General features: G+C 67.0%; 15 protein-coding genes. 7 read left to right on the top strand and 8 right to left on the bottom strand.

All coding sequences use genetic code 11. The features are described from left to right. The first annotated feature begins 16 nt into the window (after positions 1-16). Entirely contained in the window at positions 17-1,645 is a 1,629-nt protein-coding gene (locus BLT40_RS04640) for a histidine phosphatase family protein (RefSeq protein ID WP_090351812.1), read from the top strand. An 18-nt stretch (positions 1,646-1,663) separates the two neighbouring features. Here BLT40_RS04640 and BLT40_RS04635 read toward each other — a convergent pair whose 3' ends face one another. Then, entirely contained in the window at positions 1,664-2,914 is a 1,251-nt protein-coding gene (locus tag BLT40_RS04635; RefSeq protein WP_255363937.1) for an HD-GYP domain-containing protein, read from the bottom strand. Between the two features lie 170 nt (positions 2,915-3,084). Here BLT40_RS04635 and BLT40_RS04630 point away from each other — a divergent pair, with 170 nt between their 5' ends. Both BLT40_RS04630 and BLT40_RS04625 read left to right on the top strand, forming a co-directional pair. After that, positions 3,085-3,402 (top strand): hypothetical protein, encoded by a 318-nt coding sequence (locus tag BLT40_RS04630; protein WP_090351810.1) that lies wholly within the window; start codon positions 3,085-3,087, stop codon positions 3,400-3,402. A gap of 61 nt (positions 3,403-3,463) precedes the next feature. Beyond that, complete coding sequence (locus BLT40_RS04625; RefSeq protein ID WP_255363936.1) at positions 3,464-4,582, top strand: hypothetical protein; 1,119 nt, start codon at positions 3,464-3,466, stop codon at positions 4,580-4,582. Between the two features lie 7 nt (positions 4,583-4,589). On the opposite strand, the gene BLT40_RS04620 is transcribed toward BLT40_RS04625, so the two are convergent. The 4 genes from BLT40_RS04620 to BLT40_RS04605 all read right to left on the bottom strand — a co-directional run bounded on the left by BLT40_RS04620 (position 4,590) and on the right by BLT40_RS04605 (position 10,161). Next, positions 4,590-6,263 carry a methyl-accepting chemotaxis protein gene (locus BLT40_RS04620; protein ID WP_090351808.1) on the bottom strand — a complete coding sequence of 558 codons (1,674 nt, stop codon included), beginning with the start codon at positions 6,261-6,263 and terminating at the stop codon, positions 4,590-4,592. 99 nt (positions 6,264-6,362) lie between these two features. Next, complete coding sequence (locus tag BLT40_RS04615) at positions 6,363-7,526, bottom strand: AI-2E family transporter (RefSeq protein ID WP_217699711.1); 1,164 nt, start codon at positions 7,524-7,526, stop codon at positions 6,363-6,365. A gap of 88 nt (positions 7,527-7,614) precedes the next feature. Continuing rightward, entirely contained in the window at positions 7,615-8,811 is a 1,197-nt protein-coding gene (locus tag BLT40_RS04610; RefSeq protein ID WP_090351805.1) for a DUF2252 family protein, read from the bottom strand. 123 nt (positions 8,812-8,934) lie between these two features. Continuing rightward, positions 8,935-10,161, bottom strand: a complete 1,227-nt coding sequence (locus BLT40_RS04605) for an MFS transporter (protein ID WP_143025830.1) — start codon at positions 10,159-10,161, stop codon at positions 8,935-8,937. Between the two features lie 98 nt (positions 10,162-10,259). On the opposite strand from BLT40_RS04605, the gene BLT40_RS04600 reads away from it, so the two are divergent. Continuing rightward, the gene (locus BLT40_RS04600) at positions 10,260-11,219 is read left to right on the top strand and encodes an AraC family transcriptional regulator (RefSeq protein WP_090351802.1); all 960 of its coding nucleotides are present in this window, start codon (positions 10,260-10,262) and stop codon (positions 11,217-11,219) included. Between the two features lie 41 nt (positions 11,220-11,260). After that, on the top strand, positions 11,261-12,652 hold the full coding sequence (locus BLT40_RS04595; protein WP_090351799.1) for a cation:proton antiporter domain-containing protein: 1,392 nt from the start codon (positions 11,261-11,263) through the stop codon (positions 12,650-12,652). Here BLT40_RS04595 and BLT40_RS04590 read toward each other — a convergent pair. The 3 genes from BLT40_RS04590 to BLT40_RS04580 are packed head-to-tail and all read right to left on the bottom strand — an operon-like array spanning position 12,642 to position 16,895. Next, a complete protein-coding gene (locus tag BLT40_RS04590) occupies positions 12,642-13,724 on the bottom strand; it encodes a lipocalin-like domain-containing protein (RefSeq protein ID WP_090351796.1) in 1,083 nt (360 codons plus the stop codon). The genes BLT40_RS04595 and BLT40_RS04590 overlap by 11 nt on opposite strands. Further along, positions 13,724-16,240: an FtsX-like permease family protein gene (locus BLT40_RS04585; protein ID WP_090351793.1), complete on the bottom strand. Its 2,517-nt coding sequence runs from the start codon at positions 16,238-16,240 to the stop codon at positions 13,724-13,726. The genes BLT40_RS04590 and BLT40_RS04585 overlap by 1 nt, the downstream gene beginning before the upstream one ends. Continuing rightward, a complete protein-coding gene (locus BLT40_RS04580) occupies positions 16,233-16,895 on the bottom strand; it encodes an ABC transporter ATP-binding protein (RefSeq protein ID WP_079520008.1) in 663 nt (220 codons plus the stop codon). Before BLT40_RS04580 ends, BLT40_RS04585 begins: the two co-directional genes overlap by 8 nt. Positions 16,896-16,950: 55 nt before the next feature. On the opposite strand from BLT40_RS04580, the gene BLT40_RS04575 reads away from it, so the two are divergent. After that, positions 16,951-17,298 (top strand): LysR substrate-binding domain-containing protein, encoded by a 348-nt coding sequence (locus BLT40_RS04575; protein ID WP_079520010.1) that lies wholly within the window; start codon positions 16,951-16,953, stop codon positions 17,296-17,298. Positions 17,299-17,387: 89 nt separating this feature from the next. Next, entirely contained in the window at positions 17,388-17,825 is a 438-nt protein-coding gene (locus BLT40_RS04570) for a MarR family winged helix-turn-helix transcriptional regulator (RefSeq protein ID WP_176167672.1), read from the top strand. The last annotated feature ends 1 nt before the right edge of the window (position 17,826 follow it).

Here is a 17,826-nt window from a genome sequence, read left to right as displayed (position 1 = left end):
GGTGCTTGCGGCGCCCATGGCGCATGCGAAAGATCACGCGCAGGTCGAGATCGTGCTACTGCGCCACGGCATCCGCTCGCCGACCAAACCCAACGCCAACTACGTCGATTATGCGAACGCCAGCTGGCCCGACTGGCCCGTGGCACCGGGCATGCTCACGGCGCACGGTCATGAGGGCATGCGGGCCATCGGCTCGCGCCTTCGCCAGGAACTGGTCGCCGACGGTGCCATGTCGAAGTCATGCCCCATGGGATCCTCGCTGGTCCTCATCGGCGACAGCACGCCACGCAATCGCGAGAGCAGCGTGGCCCTGCGTGAAGGGCTGACGCCGGGCTGCGGCACGACGTACCTTGCCATGGACGGCGCGACCAACAACCCGCTGTTCCACTACCGCAGGGACGATGACGACGACGCGGCACCGGCAACCCTCGGTTCAACGCCCCCTGCACTGGATGAACTGCAGTCCGTGCTGCTGGGCTGCGAAAGCGCTACGTGTGCCGACATCGCCCGACGCGACGGAAAGAAGCTCCTCTTGTCCACACCGGATGCGCTGCCGAAGGCCATGAAACTCGCTGGCACACTCAGCGAGAACCTGATGCTCGCCTATGTCGAAGGCATGCCGCTGGATACGGTCGCTTTCGGCCGCGGCGACGTCACGCGGCTTGGCCGGATCATCACGCTGCATAACGACCAGTTCGCCGTAACGAAGAAAGCCATGCCCGCCGCGTCGCTTGCGGCCTCCAATCTGGTTGCGCATATCGTTGCCACGCTGGATGCGGCCAATGGCGTCACGACGGACGTCGCATCCCTGACCCCGTCGCACCAGGGCGTCGTGGTGCTCGTCGGACACGACACCAATCTTGCGAACGTGGCGGGGGTCCTGGGCCTGGACTGGCACGATACATCGCGTCCGGACGATTACCCCCCGGGCGGTGCGCTGCTCATGGCGCTGGTCGAGCGCGATGGCAAACGCCTGATCCGCATCGACACCCTGATGCCGTCCATGGAACAGCTACGCGAGGGGCGCTTCGATGCCATGCGGCGCAGGCCGGTTCACGTGGCCGGGTGCAGCCATCCGGGCGAATGCACGGTGGACGAGTTCGCCGCGATCGCGAAGCGCGGCATCGACCGGAGCCGGGTCGATCCCGCCCTTCCCGTCATGCGTGCTCAGCAGGGGCGGGGCGCGCGGCCCCGAACGGGCAGAAAGTTTCGACAGAAACCGATGCAAGGGAGGCGATCTGGTCATACGATGCGAACATCGTCACAGATCGGCGATGCGCGGTGCCCGGCCTGGGAGTGCGTCGACACCGTCGCCACGTCAGCGGAGCTATGCTCTGGGCCGACCATCGGGGAGAAAAGGAAGATGCAGCAAAATCAGGAAGCCGACACGTTCACGATGGGCGAGATCATCTTCGACGCCGTGGAGATGAACGAGGCCGCCGTATCGGGCAATCTCGACGTAAGCCGTTTTCGTGCACGTCGCATCGCCTCGCTCGCGGCGCCCGAAGGACTCGACGGCATCGCCGAAGCCGCGCACGCCCTCACCCGCCTGCTCGGGCCGCCCGGTTCCGAGCCGCTCCCAGGCTACGGCGCCGCCATGGTGAACGTATCCGCCGAGATCGACCGGGCCTTCGGCGAGGGCTGAGATCGGCCAGGGCGCCCGTCAGGGCAAAGCCAGCTTCGCCAGCTCCGCTTCCGACCACTCACCTCGTGCCTCCTTGGCCGCGACACGATCCTCGCAGCCGGGTGTCGCAAGGTCGAGGACGAACGGGTCGACCCGGCGTCCTTCCACGATGGAATAGAACACCCGGACCACCGGCTGGGTGAGCGAGTCGCGCGAGCCATCGAGCACCACGGCGAGCCTGCCCGACTCCAGGCGCACGAGGGCACCGATAGGATAGACACCCACCGTGCGGACGAAGGCGCGGAACAGGCGCGGATCGAAATGCCCGCGCCAGCTCGCCATGCGCTGCACCGCATGCGCCGGATCCCAGCCTTTCTTGTACGGGCGATCCGAGGTAATCGCGTCGTAGACATCGCAGATAGCGGTCATGCGCGCCAGTCGCGTGATCTGCTCGCCGACCAGCCCGTGCGGGTAGCCGGTGCCATCGAACTTCTCATGATGGTGCAGGCACGCATCCACCGCCTCGGTGTCCACACCGCCCCGGCTGACCAGCAGCCGATGGCCCAGCAGCGGATGCTTGCGGACCTGATTCATCTCCGTGACGCTGAGTTCCATCGGCTTGCTCAGCACCTCGAGGGGCACCTGCGACTTGCCGACGTCATGCAGCATCCCGGCCATGCCAGCCGCCCGCACGCGCAAGGCATCCAGGCCCAGGTGGCGGGCGAAGCTCAGCATGAGCGCGCCCACGGCGACGGAATGCATGTACGTGTAATCGTCCGCGGTCTTCAGGCGGACGAGGCTCAGCAAAGCCGACGGGTGTGCCTCGATCGAGCGTGACATGTCGTCGACGAGCTCACGCGCGGCGACAGCATCGATGCCACGCCCCAGACGTGCGTCCTGGAACATACGCACGACCACGCCGCGTGCGCGTTCGCACAGGGCGGCGGCGGTAGCGACGGGGTCCGGAGCGACCGCGGCGATGACGGGCGCGGGAGACGCTGTGGGGTTTTCGACCGACGAGGCATCTTCTTCCGCCTCGACGCTGGGCTCGTTTGCCGCAACCGGAACGTCCACCGGCGGCACGTCCAGTCCGCGATCCGTATCGATCCAGATAGTCGGCACATCGAGCGCGCGGAGCGTCGCCAGGTCGTCGGGGGCTTCCAGCAGGAACTTCGTCCGCCAGAAAGGGTGCGACACCCACGACACGCCGACCTTGTGGACGAACATGCCGAGCCGCAGGTCGCCCATCGGTATTTCTTTCAGGGGCGAACTGCGCATCACGATAGTCATCCCGCCCCTTCTGTGACCCCCGTCACATTCGCAAGCGTATCGGCAGTGGGCAAAATCGGCTGAATAGGCCAAAAGTCATGGTTTTTGCCGAAGTCACCCAACCGTCACTGCCGAAGCTTAGTATCCGCTTAGCTTTCTCCTTTCTTTCGCAGAGCCCGGTGTCACAGCTGTTGTTTCCTGGATCCGCCGGCCTGATCGGTATCGTCCTGACCATCGTGGTCCTGGCGGCACCGGCGGCGTCGCGCACTGCGAACGGGATCGCGGCCTTGCTGGTGCCTACCCTCGCTTATGTCGCCTGGCGCCTCATCGAATTCATCGCCCCGATGGCGGCGACGATCGACCCACGCGATCCGGTGGAGGAGTTCGATATCTGGTTGACCGGAGCGGTCGCCCTGCTGACACTGGCGGCGCTCACCTGCGTCGTTCGCCTGGTCGCCGTGGCATTCCGACGCGTGCCCCTGTCTCGCAGCGCACGCCTCGCACGCTGACACAGGCAAGCAGCACGTCCGGGCTACACTGGGGCATCCCCCTCGGCGAGGCACGTGCTCCGTGACATCGAACGAGCTGACCGTCGCATCCGGTGAACTCACCGCGCTGCGCCTGATCGACATTGCCTACAGCATCGACCTTGCCCGCGCCGAACGGTTATGGGCCGAGCGCTCAGGACAGGCTTTCAACCGCTCCCATCTGTCGACGCCACCGAAAGCGGTCTCGTTCGGGGTCGCACCGTTGTGGCTGGCGCTGGGCGACGTGGCCTTTCCGCTGGCTGACGGTCCCGTGACCGGGCAACTCTCCGTGCGACTTTACGACTTCGGTGTCGCGGCACTGTCCCTGCGCATTTCGGTCAAGGACCGCCCCTGGTCGGCCTACACGCGCGATGTTGAATCGCTCGACGCTCAGGTCGGCGCCGGTGCGGATCCGGCGTTCTGGACCGATCTTCTCGCGCGCGTTCGCGAAATCCTCCTGCCCTCGCTCGACCGGCCGGCAACGAGCGCGCTCGACGAGGACTACCTCATCGCGACGGTGCATGCCTTCGACGTCCCCGTAGACGCGGAATCGCTGAAAGAACAACTCGACCTGACCCAGGTGCTCTCGGGAGAGACCCGGCCCTTGTCGCGTGCGGCGCGTAAGGAACTGCTGTCGCGCAGCTTCTCGTACTACGCGGACGATCTGGTGGTACTCAACTGGGACCGTGCGTTCGTCTACGAACCCCGACGCGATACCGACGTGGCCGATGTGATCGAAGTGGCCAACGCCCAGCTGGTCGAACTGCGCTATTACGACACCTTGCTCGATGACGAACTTCCGCTGATGTATGACCAGGTGGAGAACGCACGTACGGCGGCTTCCCTGCTGGCATCGCGGCGTTTCGCGTATCTGGCACGACGTCTCTACACGCTGGTGGCGGAGGTCACCGAACTGACCGAGCGCGTGGACAATGCGCTGCAAGTCACCGAGGACGTCTACCTGGCGCGTGTCTACAGCACCGCATTGTCGCTGTTCCGCGTGCCGACACTCAGCGCGTCGGTCGACCGCAAGCTGGCCATCGTCCGCGATACCTACGCGGCGCTGTATGAGGAAGCGTCCAGTCGCCGCGCCGAACTGCTGGAGATCGCGATCGTGGTGCTGATCGTCGTGGAGATCGCGATCTCTCTGCTGCGGGTCTAGTGTCCGCTCAGAACTCCTGCCACACCGCCTCTTCGGCACGCACCGACGCGGCACGTGGCAGCGTGGGAAGGCGCGCTGGCGCCGGCTCGGAAACGGGCGCAGCCTGTGCGCGGCTCACCGGGGCGGCGGCAGGCACGACGCTGGCCGGCTCATCGCCCAGCCTGAAAAACGCCACATCGCGCATCAGCGCCTCGGCCAGTTCCAGCGTGGCCCGGCTGGCGGCGCTGGCTTCTTCGACCAGCGCCGCGTTCTGCTGGGTGACCTCGTCCAGCGCGGAGACCGCCTGATTGACCTGGTCCACACCGGCCGACTGCTCCACCGAAGCGGCGGCTATCTCGCCGACGAGCCCCGATACGGCGCCCACGTCACTGACCATGCCCGCCAACGAGCGTCCGGTCGACTCCACCAGTTCCTTACCCTGCCCGACTTCGTCACGCGTGCTCGCGATCAGGCGACGGATATCCTTCGCCGCCGCCGCACTGCGCTGCGCCAGCGCACGAACTTCGGCCGCCACGACGGTGAAGCCCCGACCCTGTTCACCCGCACGCGCCGCTTCCACCGCGGCATTGAGCGCGAGCAGGTTCGTCTGAAAGGCGATCTCGTCGATCAGCACGGCCATTTCGCCGATATCGGTGCTCGCCTGCGAAATGCGCCCCATCGCCTCGACCGCCGTGCTGGCGATCGTGTGGCTGGCCTGCGCATCGTTGCGTAGCTTGTCGGCCAGACGCTGGGTATGGCCCGCCGCGTCCGCGTTCTGCTTCACCGTCGCCGCCATCTCCTCCATGGACGCCGCGGTTTCCTCGAGCGACGACGCCTGCTCCTGCGTCCGGTTGGAAAGATCGTCGTTACCGGCGGACATGTCACGCGCGGCGGCATTCACCTGCAGGGCGTTTTCCCGTACGCGACGCACGATCAGCGTCAGCTGCTCGTCCATCGCGGCAAGCGCGCGCAAGGTGTCGCTCAGCTCATCGTTCCCGCTCACCGTCAGCTGGTTGCCGAGCTGGCCATCGCGTATCTGCGAAGCCAGTGCCCGGGCCTCGAGCAACGGTCGCATCACCGCGCGGCGGAGGAAGAAGCCGATGACGGCAATCGCCACGGCGCCGACCACGAGCGCGATCAGCGCCTCGACCGCCGAGCGCTCTCCGTCGGCAACCATGCCGTCGTAGGTCGCCTTGGCCTGCTCGCGGTTGATCGTAACCAGCTGCGCGATGAGATCCGTCTCCTTCTGCAAGGACGGGCCCACCACGGTGAGCATGTTGTGCGTCGCCGCGGCATGGTCGCGTTTGAGCAATTCCAGCTGAGCGTCGACCAGCGGCCGCATGGCACTCCGCGCGGCGATGAAGGCGTCCGCGGCGGCGCGCTCGCGGTCGGTATCCACATGGTCAGGGTAATAACGCTTCCACATTTCATCGCCCTCGGCACGCAGGACCTGAATCCGGGCATGAGCCACATCCGAGGCATCCGGCGCATCCGTGAGCAGCGACCGGTTCAGCGCCGTTCGCTGCTCGTCGATGTGATGGCGAACGTCCGTCACCTCGGCGATCGGCACCAGCGCCTCGCCGTAAATCCGATGGGCGCCCTGGTCCGCCGCACGAATGCCGCGCAACCCCACGAAGCCAACGACGACGGCGATGCCCACCGACGCGGCGACCGTAGCCAGGATCCTGATTCCGATCTTCATGCCTCACCCCCGTTGTGACGTACGTCACACGTTGCAGGAGTATCGGCCGCTGCCGAATTTACTTAATGCATCGAGCCAGGCGCATGTCCCAGGAGCCCCTCAAGGCGAGATCCCGTGTTTCTCCCCCTCGAGGAAATGCCCGAAGGCCGCCAGTGGCCGGATCCGGTCGCAGACGATCTTGGTGATCGCGAGCATCGGTACGGCGAGAATCGCGCCAGGCACGCCCCACATCCAGTCCCAGAACAACAGGGAGATGATCACCAGCACCGGATTGAGGGTGAACCGGCGCGCCAGCAGCATGGGCGTGATGGTCTCGCCCTCGATCACATGGATCGCCCCGTAGAGAATCATCGGCATGAAGGCCTTCCACAGCGGATCGAGGCTGAGCATGCCCACCCCCAGAAAGGTCACCACGCCGACCAGCGGCCCCAGGATCGGTACGTAGTTGAGCAGGAAGGCCACCGCGCCCCACAAGGCCGCATCGGGTAAGCCGAGTGCCCACATGGCCAGGCCGGTGGCGACACCGACCGCCGCGTTCATCACCGTGATGGTCACCAGATACGACGACACGTCCGACTCGACCTGCTGGGATATGTCGATGACCTGGCGTTTGTCCTTGAAGCGGGGCATCACCTCGACCAGCCTGCGCAGGAAGGTGTCGCCGGAATTGAGCAGGAAGAACAGGACGAGGAAGGTGGTCAGGAATTCCGAGGTGAAGGTCTGTACGCCGGACAGGATGGCCGACTGGATATCCGCCGTTCCGGCCGACGCCGGCTGCGCTGGCTGGGCCGGTTGCGCCGGATGACCCTCGTCGCCTGCACCGACCATGCCCCTGGCGTGCGCGAGCATGCCCTTGAGGCTGTCGAGCGGGCCACTGATCACCTTGACCCGCTCCTGCAGGCGAGGCAGACCTTCCGGCAGTCGCTTCGCCCAGTTCGCGGCCGGACCGCTGAGCGCACTGCCGAGCCCGGCGATGATGCCGAACAGCGCAAGGATCATCAGCAGCGACGCGAGCACGCGCGGCACGCGCAGACGGGCCAGCAGACGCATGACCGGCTGCAGCAGCAGTTTCAGGATGAAAGCGAGAACGACCGGAAGGATCACCTCGCGTGCGACGAAGGACGCCGCCAGCACGGCGAGCAGAAAGAGCCCGCCGAGAAAGACCGTCTTAGGGTCACTCGGCAGCGGCATCTCCGCGTCTTCGGTGGCGCTGTCCAGCGCTTTGGAAACCTCGGGTTCGACGGTCGGTTTCGTCTCTGGCACGCTGCTGTTCATGGGTCCCCCTGGGGCATCGGTCGTTTTCGACGCGGAGTGGAGCACGCACGATGAGCGCCCCGCGTGAAAAAGGTCCTCAGGGTGCGGCCGTGGCGTAACGCCGGCAGTGCTCCAGATAACCGCCTTCATGCGCCTGAACCAGTTCCACGACACTGCGCCAGAGCCACGAGGGAGCATCGATGTTGGCCGGGCGGTTACGCGCAAGCTCCCCCAGCCAGGCCTTGCGGCGCTCGCGGGTGAGCTGCCGGGCATGCGCGCGACCGACGACGTTGCCGAGGTAGCGCGCGACGTCCATCGCCTCGCCCTCATCCATCCGTTCGATGTCGACCTTGAGATCCTGCGGTCTCAGCTCGCGCACGAAGACCGAGCGGCCCTGCACCTTGCCACCGAGCATCCGCTGGCCGAGGTTGGGTGCGAGATGCAGAGCGCCCTCTCGCACCCGCGTCGCGTTATCGCGCGGCATGATCGCTTCCGCGCTGCGCGGCGCGGCGGCGCGCAGCGCTTCCTTGACGTCGACCAGGCAGAGTTCGCCCTTGCCTTCGCCGACGCGCACCAGCAACGCGTAGCGCAGGCGTCCGAGCGAACTGCAGCCCTTGACCCAGTACTTCGCGTCGATCAGTTCGATCGCCGCGTCATCGGCGCGATGCACGATCTGCGTGACCAGCGAACGCATGCCTTCCGTGTGCACGAGCGCGCGCAGTTCTTCCAGCTCCTCCTCCGTCACCGGCCAGAAACGACGTCCTTCGGGGATGCGGGGGTGCGCCCCGTCGATGCGCTCGCGCGCAAGGTCTTTCCACCGCCGCCTGAGCGCCGTCTTCATCACCAGCTTGATCGACGGCGGCCGGTCGACGAGACGGTACTCCTTGCGACCGCTGCCCATCGCCCGCTCGTAGCCGTCGATCAGCTGTTCCACCATGCGCGCCGTCACCACGCCTGGCAGATCCGAACCGCGCGCCGCGGTAGCGAGCGATACCGCGAGCCGTACGATGTCGTGCGCGGGGTTGCCGATGACCGACTGATCGAGGTCGCGGATCTGGATGTCGATCCCGCCTTGCATATCGGCCACCGGCCCGATGTTGCTGACATGACAGTCGCCGCAGATCCACACGTCGGGACCACTCGGCAAGGCACGTCCGGCTTTCTCCAGCCACTCATAGAACTGCACGGTATTGCCGCGTACGAAGGCGTGCGCCGAACGCGCCATCTTCAGATTGCGCAGTGACGCGAGACGGGGAGCGCGCTCCTCCGGTGTTCTTGGAACGATCTTCGCCATGCTCGCCTCGTAAGTTCTTGCGCATCGTTTCGATCCACAACCAACCGCGAAGCTTGAACAGCGTGGGGTGAAAACGCCGTGCCAGGAGCGCGCACGTGCGCGCGCCCGTCGAGCGACAGCGCCTTAGTGCAGACCGGGCGCGGCGCTCGCACCCGAAGGCAACGCAGCGACCGCGGGCAAGCGCATCGAAATCGTCGCCGCCGCCACGAGCAACACGACCGCGGATGCCACGAAGACACCGGTCGCACCCGACGCATCGAAGATCACACCACCTACCGCGGCACCCAGTGTGATCGCGAGCTGCACGGCAGCGACGATCAGGCCACCGCCGCTCTCCGCTTCATCGGGCACGGTCCGCGTGATCCACGTCGTCCAGGCCACCGGCACGCAGCCGAACGCCATGCCCCACAGCGAGACGAGCACGGCATCGGCGACGGGCGCCCGACCGAGCGTGACCAGCACCAGCGCCATCGCACCCATCGCCAGCGGCATCAGCAGGAGCATGAGCCGGAGATTGCGCTCGAGCAGGAAGCCGGCCAGCGAGGTGCCGACGAAATTGGCGATACCGAAACCCAGCAACATCGCGGACAGGCCGTTGACACCTACGCCGGTGACCGTCTCGAGGAAGGGGCGCAGATAGGTGAAGAACGCGAAGTGCCCGGTGAAGACCAGAATCACCGCAAGCATGCCCGTGCGCATCGCGGGACGTTTCATCACCTTGAGCAGCGTACCCATGCGTGCGGCGCCGTTCGACGGCATGCGCGGCAGCGTGAACCACTGCCACACCAGGGCGAACACGCCGATCGCGGTGGCGATCAGAAACACGTTGCGCCAGCCGATCAGATGGCCGAAGTAGCTCCCGAGTGGCGCCGCGGCCACGGTGGCCACGGATACGCCGCTGAAGATGATCGACAACGCACGCGGCACCATCGCCTCCGGTACGAGTCGCATGGCGGTCGCCGCCGACATCGTCCAGAAACCGCCGATGGCGACACCCAGCAGGACGCGGCCGAGCAGCATCACGGTCAGGTTGGGCGCATAGGCGACCAGCAGGTTGGAGCCGATCAGCAGGACCGAGAAGGCGAGTAACACCAGCCGGCGGTCGGTGTTGCGGGTGACCACGGAAATCACCAGGCTGGTGAACAGCGCCACCACGGCGGTCGCCGTGACCGTCTGCCCGGCCATGCCTTCGGTCACGCCGAGCGTGAGCGCCATGGGGGTGAGCAGGCTGGCCGGGAGGAATTCGGCGGTGATCAGTCCGAAGACGCCAAGCGTCATGGCGAAGACCGCTCCCCAGGCGGGAGCCGTCGTTTTCGTCACCGCGTCGGCGGTGTCTGCGCAGGTATCCATGTGGTCGGTATCTTGGTCGGAGAAAACATGAGGTTACCCGGCCAGGTCCGGACGGTATATGATGCATCATCCTCAAAATTTGATCTTTCGTCCGGATCATGACTGCTACCCTCTCCGTCCATGACACCGATCCCGCCAGCGAACTCCTGCTGGGCATGCGTCTGGTCGGCGTCAGATACCGCCGGATCGAAGTAGCCCGGCCGTTCGGCATCGCCGTGGACGCCGCACCCGGCAAGGCGCAGTTCTACTTCATCGGCCGTGGCTCCGTGTTGCTGCGCACCGAGGACGGCACGATCTATCCGCTGAAGACGGGCGATGCGCTGCTCATGTCGCAGGGGCGTGCTCATGCGTTGCTCTCGTCCGAAGAGGCGACCACCCGGCATATCGCCACCTTCGACGAAACACCCCTCTGCGACACGGTGAAGGACATCCATCCTGACTGCGTGTTCGCGACACGGGCGGACGGCGCGCTGATCTTCAGCGGCTGCATGGACTTCGAGCTCGGCGGGATGCAACCCATGGTGCATGCCATGCCCGAAGTGATGCAGGTCGGCACCCTGCTCGACCGGTATCCGGAATTGCCGCCGATCCTCGCCGCGATGGAACGCGAGTCCGCCGCGAAGCGGAGTGGCTTCGCCGGCATTCTGGCGCGTCTCGCCGATGTCGTCGCGGCGATCATCGTGCGCGGCTGGGTCGAATGCGGCTGCGGCGACGCGGCGGGCTGGTTGCAGGCGCTGCGCGATCCCCGCCTGGGCAAGGCCATCGTCGCCCTTCATCGCGACCCGGGTCGCGCGTGGACCGTCGCCGACCTCGCGGCGGAAATGGGTAGTTCGCGCTCGGTGTTCGCGGAGCGTTTCCTCGCGGTGACCGGCATGACCCCGGTGCATTACCTCACCGAGCTGCGGATGCGCCTGGCCGCGCAGTGGATCTCCCACGACCGCCAGCCGATCGAATCGGTGGCCTTCCGTCTGGGTTATGGATCGCTGGCCGCGTTCAGCCGGGCGTTCAAACGCGTGGTCGGTTCCGCGCCCGGGGCACTGCGCGCGGGTCGTGCCTGATCCTTCGCGGCCGTTTCATGGCCTGACCGCGATGCTGGGCCATGGGATACCTCGGCTGGATCATTTTCTTTGGCGTGCTACTGGTCGCCACCTCGGCGAGTGCCGGCTTCATAAGACGCAGCCCGATCACCGCGTTCGCCCTCTATCTCGTGGCTGGGGCGGTGGTCGGCCCCGCGTTGCTGGGACTGGCGGCCGTCGCGTTCGATGGGGACAGCACGGCGTGGCTGCGGCCCGCCACCGAGATGGGCATGATCGTCTCGCTGTTCATCACCGGTCTGAAGCTACGTCTGCCGTTCAACGATCCCGGCTGGCGTATGGCGATCCGCCTCGCCCTGCCCGGCATGGCGCTGACCGTCGGTGGGCTTTGCCTCGTCGGTCATTTCGCCTTCGGATGGCCGTGGCCGCTCGCGCTGGCACTCGCCGCCATTCTGTCGCCGACCGACCCGGTGTTGGCCAGTCTGGTTTCCGTCGACGACGCACGTGACGACGATGCGCTGCGTGTCGGGCTCTCCGGCGAAGCCGGCCTCAACGACGGTACCGCGCTGCCCTTCCTCGTCCTCGCACTCGCATGGATGACCGGCGAAATGTCCGGCGATGCCGGCTTCTGGCCGCACTGGTTCAGCGTCGAACTTGGCTGGGACTGCGTGGGAGGCATCGGCATCGGTTTTCTCATCGGCTGGGGTCTCGGCCACATCGGCACGCGTCTCCGGCACTTCGCACCGGGCGTGGCACCGAGCGATTTTCTCGCGCTCGGCATCATGGCGCTGGCGTATGCGGGTGCCGAAGCACTGCATAGTTCGGGCTTTCTCGCGGCGTTCGCGGCAGGCGTCGGGCTACGCCGGGTGGAGATGGGCGTCACCCACGGCCATCCACCGGTCGGCAAGGAAGACGATGCGGACGAGGCACGGCACGAACACAGCCGCGCGCGGGCGCCGGCCGAGTTGCTCGTCAATCCCAACGAGCGGGCCACGTCCGAAGCGAACCATCCCGCGCAAACCGTCGGCTGGGTCGTCTCCGATGCGCTGTCGTTCGGAGAAACGATGGAACGCCTGATCGGTGCCGCCATGGTGTTTCTGGTCGGCGTGGCGGTGCTTCCGCGCTTCACCTTCGATGGCGTGTTGCTTGCCGTCGCGCTGTTCTTCGTCGTCCGCCCCGCCGCGGTGTGGCTGGTGACGATTCGCTCCGGCGCACCCTGGCAGCGCCGCCTGCTGTTCGGCTGGTTCGGGATTCGCGGCCTGGGCAGCCTCAACTATCTGGCTTACGCGCTCGTGCATGGCCTCGGCGGTGCGCAGGCGCAGACCGCCGCCGCCGCGGTGCTCACGGTGGTGGCGTTGAGCATCGTCGCGCATGGCGCCAGCACGACGCCGTTGATGAACTGGCGCGGTCGCGCGCTCGCTGCACGGGAAGCCTCGGGCTCCGACGTCAGAGACTGACCTTGCCGCCGTAACCGACGAGTTCGAGATAGCCGCGTCCCCCTTCGGTGCGCACGGCGCCTTCCCAGTACACCGGACCTCCCGTGCGACGGGTATCGAGTTCCTGATCGTCGAACAGCGGTCGCAGGGTGAAACGACGTTTGCCGGTCGGGGTGGTGACGACGACATCGGTTTCCACGGGGTAATCCGCACCGGTACGCGGCGAGTGCCAGCGGCGTCGCGGTTCGAAGGTGACATCGCCCGCGCCGAGTACCGTAAGCGTTCCATCCGCGCCCCGCACGCTGCCGCCCGCCCAGACGGCATGGCCTGCTTCATTGCGCACGCGGAAGACGGTGACCGCGCTGCCATCGTCCATGTTGAGACCGGCCCAGTCCCAGCCGACCGAACGTGGATCGAGCAGGCTCGACGACCATTCGCGATCGAGCCACGCCTCGCCCTGCACGGCTTCGTTCGTCGTTCCCCGCGACAAGCGTCCGCCGACCTTGAGATGCGGGAGACTGAAGTACGCGCTCGCTTCGCCTGTGTCCGGGCCTTTGCGGCTGTAGCCACGGTCGCCCTGCAGCAAAGCGGGCTGGCCTGGCGTCAGTGTCAGGTCGAGCGTGAAATCCTCGCCGCTCACCTTCGTCGCGAAGCTGCCGCCCGGGTCGCGACGCAGCCGCCAGTCACCGAGCATCACGTCGGTATCCGCCGTTGACGCCCCGGCGAGACCGAAGCCTTCACGTGCGAGACGCTGCGACTCGACAATGTGTCCCGTCGCGGGATCGGACAGCGCTACGTGTCCGACGATCGCCTGACGCGGCGCGAAGCGACTGGGATTCGCGTCGTCGAACGGGAGCCGCGAGCGAAAGAAGGTGATCTGAAAGCCGACGGGACCGTCCTTCGTTCGCAGCCAGCCGGTGACGTACCACCATTCCGTCCTGAAACCCGGGTGCGCGCCGTGGTCCCGCGGGAGCACCACCGGCGCGTCCGGCGACACGGGCGTATACGTGACCCGATCGCTCGCCGCGACGTCGACCGCGCCGGTGAGGGTCGTGAGCAACATGGCTGCCAGCCCGAGTACGCGCGCGCGCATCACCAGTCCTCCCGCACGGCACGCACCGCGTCCGTCGAAAGCACGCCCCGCCCCACGACAACCGCCGTACCGGCCGTCGCGACCGCAAGGCTTCCGATCACACCGATGAGCAACGGCCAGGGCAGCAAGGTGTCCATCGTCCAGTGGAACGACTGCGGATTCACCACATGAATGAGCACCTGACTCATGGCCAGACCCAGCGCCACGCCCGCCACGCCACCCACCAACCCCAGCAGCGTCCCCTCGATCATCAGCATGCGGGCCAGATCGCCACGCAGCGCTCCGACATGTCGAAGCATGCCGAACTCTCGGATGCGCGACAGTACCTGCGCGCCGATGGTCGCGGCAACGCCGGCCAGGCCGACGCACACGGCGATGCCTTCGAGCAGATACGTGATGAGGAAGCTGCGGTCGAACGCTTGCAGGGCCTTCGCGCGTATATCGCGCGGGCTGCTGATCGTGGCCGCGCCGCCGCTCGCGCGGACCACGGCGCGCAAGCGCGTCGCCACCTCGTCGATGCTCGTGCCGGGGGACACCATGACGGACACGCCGCTGCGTGTACGGTCGCCCGTCAGTCGCGTGTATGCCGCCTCGTCGATCACGATCGCGCCCTGCTGCCGTGCATAGTCGCGCCAGATGCCGACAACCGTCGCGCGGGGCGATCCCGGCAGGGGCAAGGTGATCGTGTCACCCGGCTGCCAGCGATAAATGCGCGATGCCGGCTCGGAGATCCACACCGGTAACGCTTTCGGGCCCGCCGCGACCTGCGGACCGATGAGGGACAGTCGCCCACCGGGGCCATTCAGCGTCCTGGCCACCAGCGTGACGGCGGGACGCCGCTCGTCGAACTGCAACGGGGTTTCCTTCAGCGTGCCGAGCCACGCGACGCCGGGTACCGCCCGCAAGCGCGCCTGCATCGCGGCATCGAAGCCGCCGCCGGCGCCACCGTCCGCCAGCAGATACACATCGGCCTGCAGGACGTCGCCCAGCCAGTGTTCGACCGATCCGCGGAAACTGGTGACCATCACCGCCATCGCCACGGTCAAGGCCGTTGAGGCGAGAACACCGGCCAGCGCGACGGACGCCTGCGAGGGAGCGCCCCAGAGCCTGGCGGTGGCGAGACGGAACGCCACCGACCGCGAGGGAACACGGCGCAATGGCGAGACCAGCGCACGGGCCAGCCACGGCATCAGCATGACGCCACCCGCCAGAAGCAACGCCATCGCTACATATCCGAACAGCGCGATGCCGCCCACGGCGGGAAGAAGTGACGCCACCAGCGCGCCGGCCAGCAACACGATGGCCGGCAGCACCCGTGCGCGCACGCGGGGATCCACCGCGTCACCCGCGTTCTTGATCGCGATACCCGGCGAAATGCGCGAGGCGGCGAGCGCCGGCACCATGCTGCCGAGCACCGCCGCGGCGATGCCGAGCAAACCGAAAACGAGCGCGGGCCAGGGCGCGAACACCATCTGCGGGGCCTGGCCATGGAAGTAGCCGCCGCCCAGATCGCCACCGAGCACCCTGAGCGCGAGCTGGGCCAGACCGAGGCCCAGACCGATGCCCGACGCGGCACCGATGACACCCAGCGCGAGCGCTTCCGCCAGGACCTGCCCGAGTAACGTCTTCCGCGCCATCCCCAGGACGCGCAGTAAGGCGAGCTGCGGGCGGCGGCGGGCGACCGACAAGGACTGCGCCGAGTAGACGAGAAAGCCACCGGTGAGCAACGCGATCAGCGCCAGCATGTCGAGATTCACGCGATATGCGGCGGAGAGACCATCGTTGCGGACGACGTCGCTCGCCGCGTCGGCGAGGATGGCGTCCGCAGGCAGGACCGCGCGTACCGCCTGCTTCGCCTTCGTCACATCGGCACCGGCGGCGAGATGGACGTCCAGACGCTGGAGGCGCCCCAGCGTGCCGAATCGCCACTGCGCCGCGCCGATATCCATGACCGCATGTGCGCCGTCGTTCGCACCGCCGGGAAGACTCCCCGCGATCCGCACCGATACCGTGTGACCGTTGGCGACGAGTGTCACCGTGTCGCCCACTTTGTATCCGGCGGACACCATCGCGTCCGATGAGAGGTAGATCGACTCACCGGTCAGCAGCCGGCCGAAGCCACCCGAGTCGACCGCACCGGCCGACTGGCCGGGCGGCGCGGGTCGCAGAAGGTCGATGCCTTCGAGGGTGACAGGGGTCTTTCCGCCGACGATCCCGGGCAACGACACGACCGGCGACACCGACACGTGCGACAGCTTCGCGACACGCGGATAGAGCATCTCGTCGAAACCGAACGGGCTGGACGAGCGCACGCTGAAGTCGGCCGCGCCACTCACCGCGTGCACGGCCTTGTCGAACTCGCCGAGCGCCGAGGCGTTGATGAGATGCACCGCGAAACCCAGCGCGACACCAAGCGCGATGGCAAGGACGGCGGAGAACGCGCGCCCGGGGTAAGCGCGCCATTCGCTGCTCAGCAGCCAGCGCCCGACCACCGGCAGGAGCATGCGCTCAGCCATGCGCGATGAGCCCGCGCTGCGACAGCACCAGCGTGCGATCCGCGGCCGCGGCCGCCACGGCCGAATGCGTCACCAGCAGTACGGCGGTGCCGGCGTCGCGCACGCGATCGACAAACAAGGTCAGCGTGCGTGCCGCGGTTTCCGGATCGAGATTCCCCGTGGGCTCGTCCGCAAGGATCAGCCCCGGCCGGTGGACGAGCGCCCGCGCCACCGCGACACGCTGCAGTTCGCCGCCCGAGAGTTCGCGGGGATACGCGCTCCCTCGCCCGCCCAGGCCAACGGCTTCGAGCATAGCGTCCGCGGCGGTCAGCGACTCACGCGCCTCGCGCCCCTGGAGTGCCAGCGGCAGGGCCACGTTATGAGCGAGATCCAGATGCGGCAACACGTGAAACGCCTGGAAGACGAAACCCACCCGATCGCGACGCAAGGCGGTGCGCCCGTCGTCGTCGAGGCTGGCGATATCCACGCCACCGATCATCACTTTCCCTGCATCCGGCGTATCCAGCCCGGCGATCAGATTGAGCAGCGTCGACTTGCCCGCACCCGACTCGCCGGTTACCGCGACAAACTCCCCGGGGGCAAGCGACAGATCCAGCCCGCCGAACAAGCTACGCCCACCCGGCACCGTCTTGACCAGCCCTTCGACCTTCAGCATCCGTGAAACACCCGGGAAAACCTCAGTCTAGCGCGGCCGGGGGTCAACTCAGGGAATGACCCCTCGTTCGCGGAGCGCGGATCACGACCTCGCGCTCGTTGGCACAGGCGGCACGATAGCCGTTCCTCTATCGCCGACGTTCGTCGCGAACAACAGCTTCGTGCTGATCGCAGCGTTGCTCGCGGGACGCGGCATCGGCGGCGTGCAGACGGCGCTCGTGCGCAACGAGCTGGAGAGCGGCGCCCTCGTCCGTGTGCTCGACGAGTTCGGCTACCCTCCCCTCGACGTCCACGTCGTCGTGCCGACGCGCCGGTACGTCACGCGAACGGTAAAGGCTTTGATCACGTGCGTGGAGACGGCAATGGCCGGTCATGCCTCGCTGCGAGCGTCGCTCCGACGGTAGCGAGATCGCGCTGAAGCAGGACGCCCGGGCTCCCAGATCAATTCATAGCATGCTAAGCTTTTCGGATGGGACCTCCCGCCAGACTGCAAATGCAATTCACCACGCTGCTGCCCTCGACCAGCCGGCGCTGGCTGCGGCTGCTTTTTGCGCGGATTCCCGATTTCGACATTACCCCGGCAGGTGTCGTCCCGCTGATCCTGGTCGGACGCGCCGGCGGTGGCATCGCCCAGATCGCGCTGGCCGAACAGCTCGGCGTCGTCGAGCCCTCGCTCGTTCGCACCCTGGCGCGGCTGGATGAACAAGGCCTGCTGAGGCGCGAGCCCGACCCGAACGACCGCCGTGTACGGACCCTCTGGCTGACCGACGTCGGTGAGGCCATGGTGGAGGGACTGGAAAAAAGGCTCGTCGAGATCCGCGCCGAACTCTTCGAGGGCATCTCGACCGACGACCTCAAGGCAGCGCTGCGCGTGCACGAAGCCCTGGTCGACCGCCTCGCCCTGCTCGCGCCCATCCGCCCGGGCAGCTGAG

It is taken from the genome of Dyella sp. 333MFSha, from assembly GCF_900102405.1.
Classification (GTDB): domain Bacteria; phylum Pseudomonadota; class Gammaproteobacteria; order Xanthomonadales; family Rhodanobacteraceae; genus Luteibacter; species Luteibacter mycovicinus.
Note: the sequence above shows the minus strand (reverse complement) of the source record. Positions and strands in the feature narration are given on the sequence as shown.

Bases quoted from the DNA above. Each gene is read 5' to 3' on its own strand.
- BLT40_RS04590 (WP_090351796.1), bottom strand. From the start codon at position 13,724: ATGCGCGCGCGCGTACTCGGGCTGGCAGCCATGTTGCTCACGACCCTC.
- BLT40_RS04635 (WP_255363937.1), bottom strand. From the start codon at position 2,914: ATGACTATCGTGATGCGCAGTTCGCCCCTGAAAGAAATACCGATGGGC.
- BLT40_RS04580 (WP_079520008.1), bottom strand. From the start codon at position 16,895: ATGCTGAAGGTCGAAGGGCTGGTCAAGACGGTGCCGGGTGGGCGTAGC.
- BLT40_RS04640 (WP_090351812.1), top strand. From the start codon at position 17: ATGGCGCATGCGAAAGATCACGCGCAGGTCGAGATCGTGCTACTGCGC.
- BLT40_RS04595 (WP_090351799.1), top strand. From the start codon at position 11,261: ATGGGATACCTCGGCTGGATCATTTTCTTTGGCGTGCTACTGGTCGCC.
- BLT40_RS04620 (WP_090351808.1), bottom strand. From the start codon at position 6,263: ATGAAGATCGGAATCAGGATCCTGGCTACGGTCGCCGCGTCGGTGGGC.
- BLT40_RS04610 (WP_090351805.1), bottom strand. From the start codon at position 8,811: ATGGCGAAGATCGTTCCAAGAACACCGGAGGAGCGCGCTCCCCGTCTC.
- BLT40_RS04575 (WP_079520010.1), top strand. From the start codon at position 16,951: ATGACCCCTCGTTCGCGGAGCGCGGATCACGACCTCGCGCTCGTTGGC.
- BLT40_RS04585 (WP_090351793.1), bottom strand. From the start codon at position 16,240: ATGGCTGAGCGCATGCTCCTGCCGGTGGTCGGGCGCTGGCTGCTGAGC.
- BLT40_RS04605 (WP_143025830.1), bottom strand. From the start codon at position 10,161: ATGGATACCTGCGCAGACACCGCCGACGCGGTGACGAAAACGACGGCT.
- BLT40_RS04570 (WP_176167672.1), top strand. From the start codon at position 17,388: ATGCAATTCACCACGCTGCTGCCCTCGACCAGCCGGCGCTGGCTGCGG.
- BLT40_RS04600 (WP_090351802.1), top strand. From the start codon at position 10,260: ATGACTGCTACCCTCTCCGTCCATGACACCGATCCCGCCAGCGAACTC.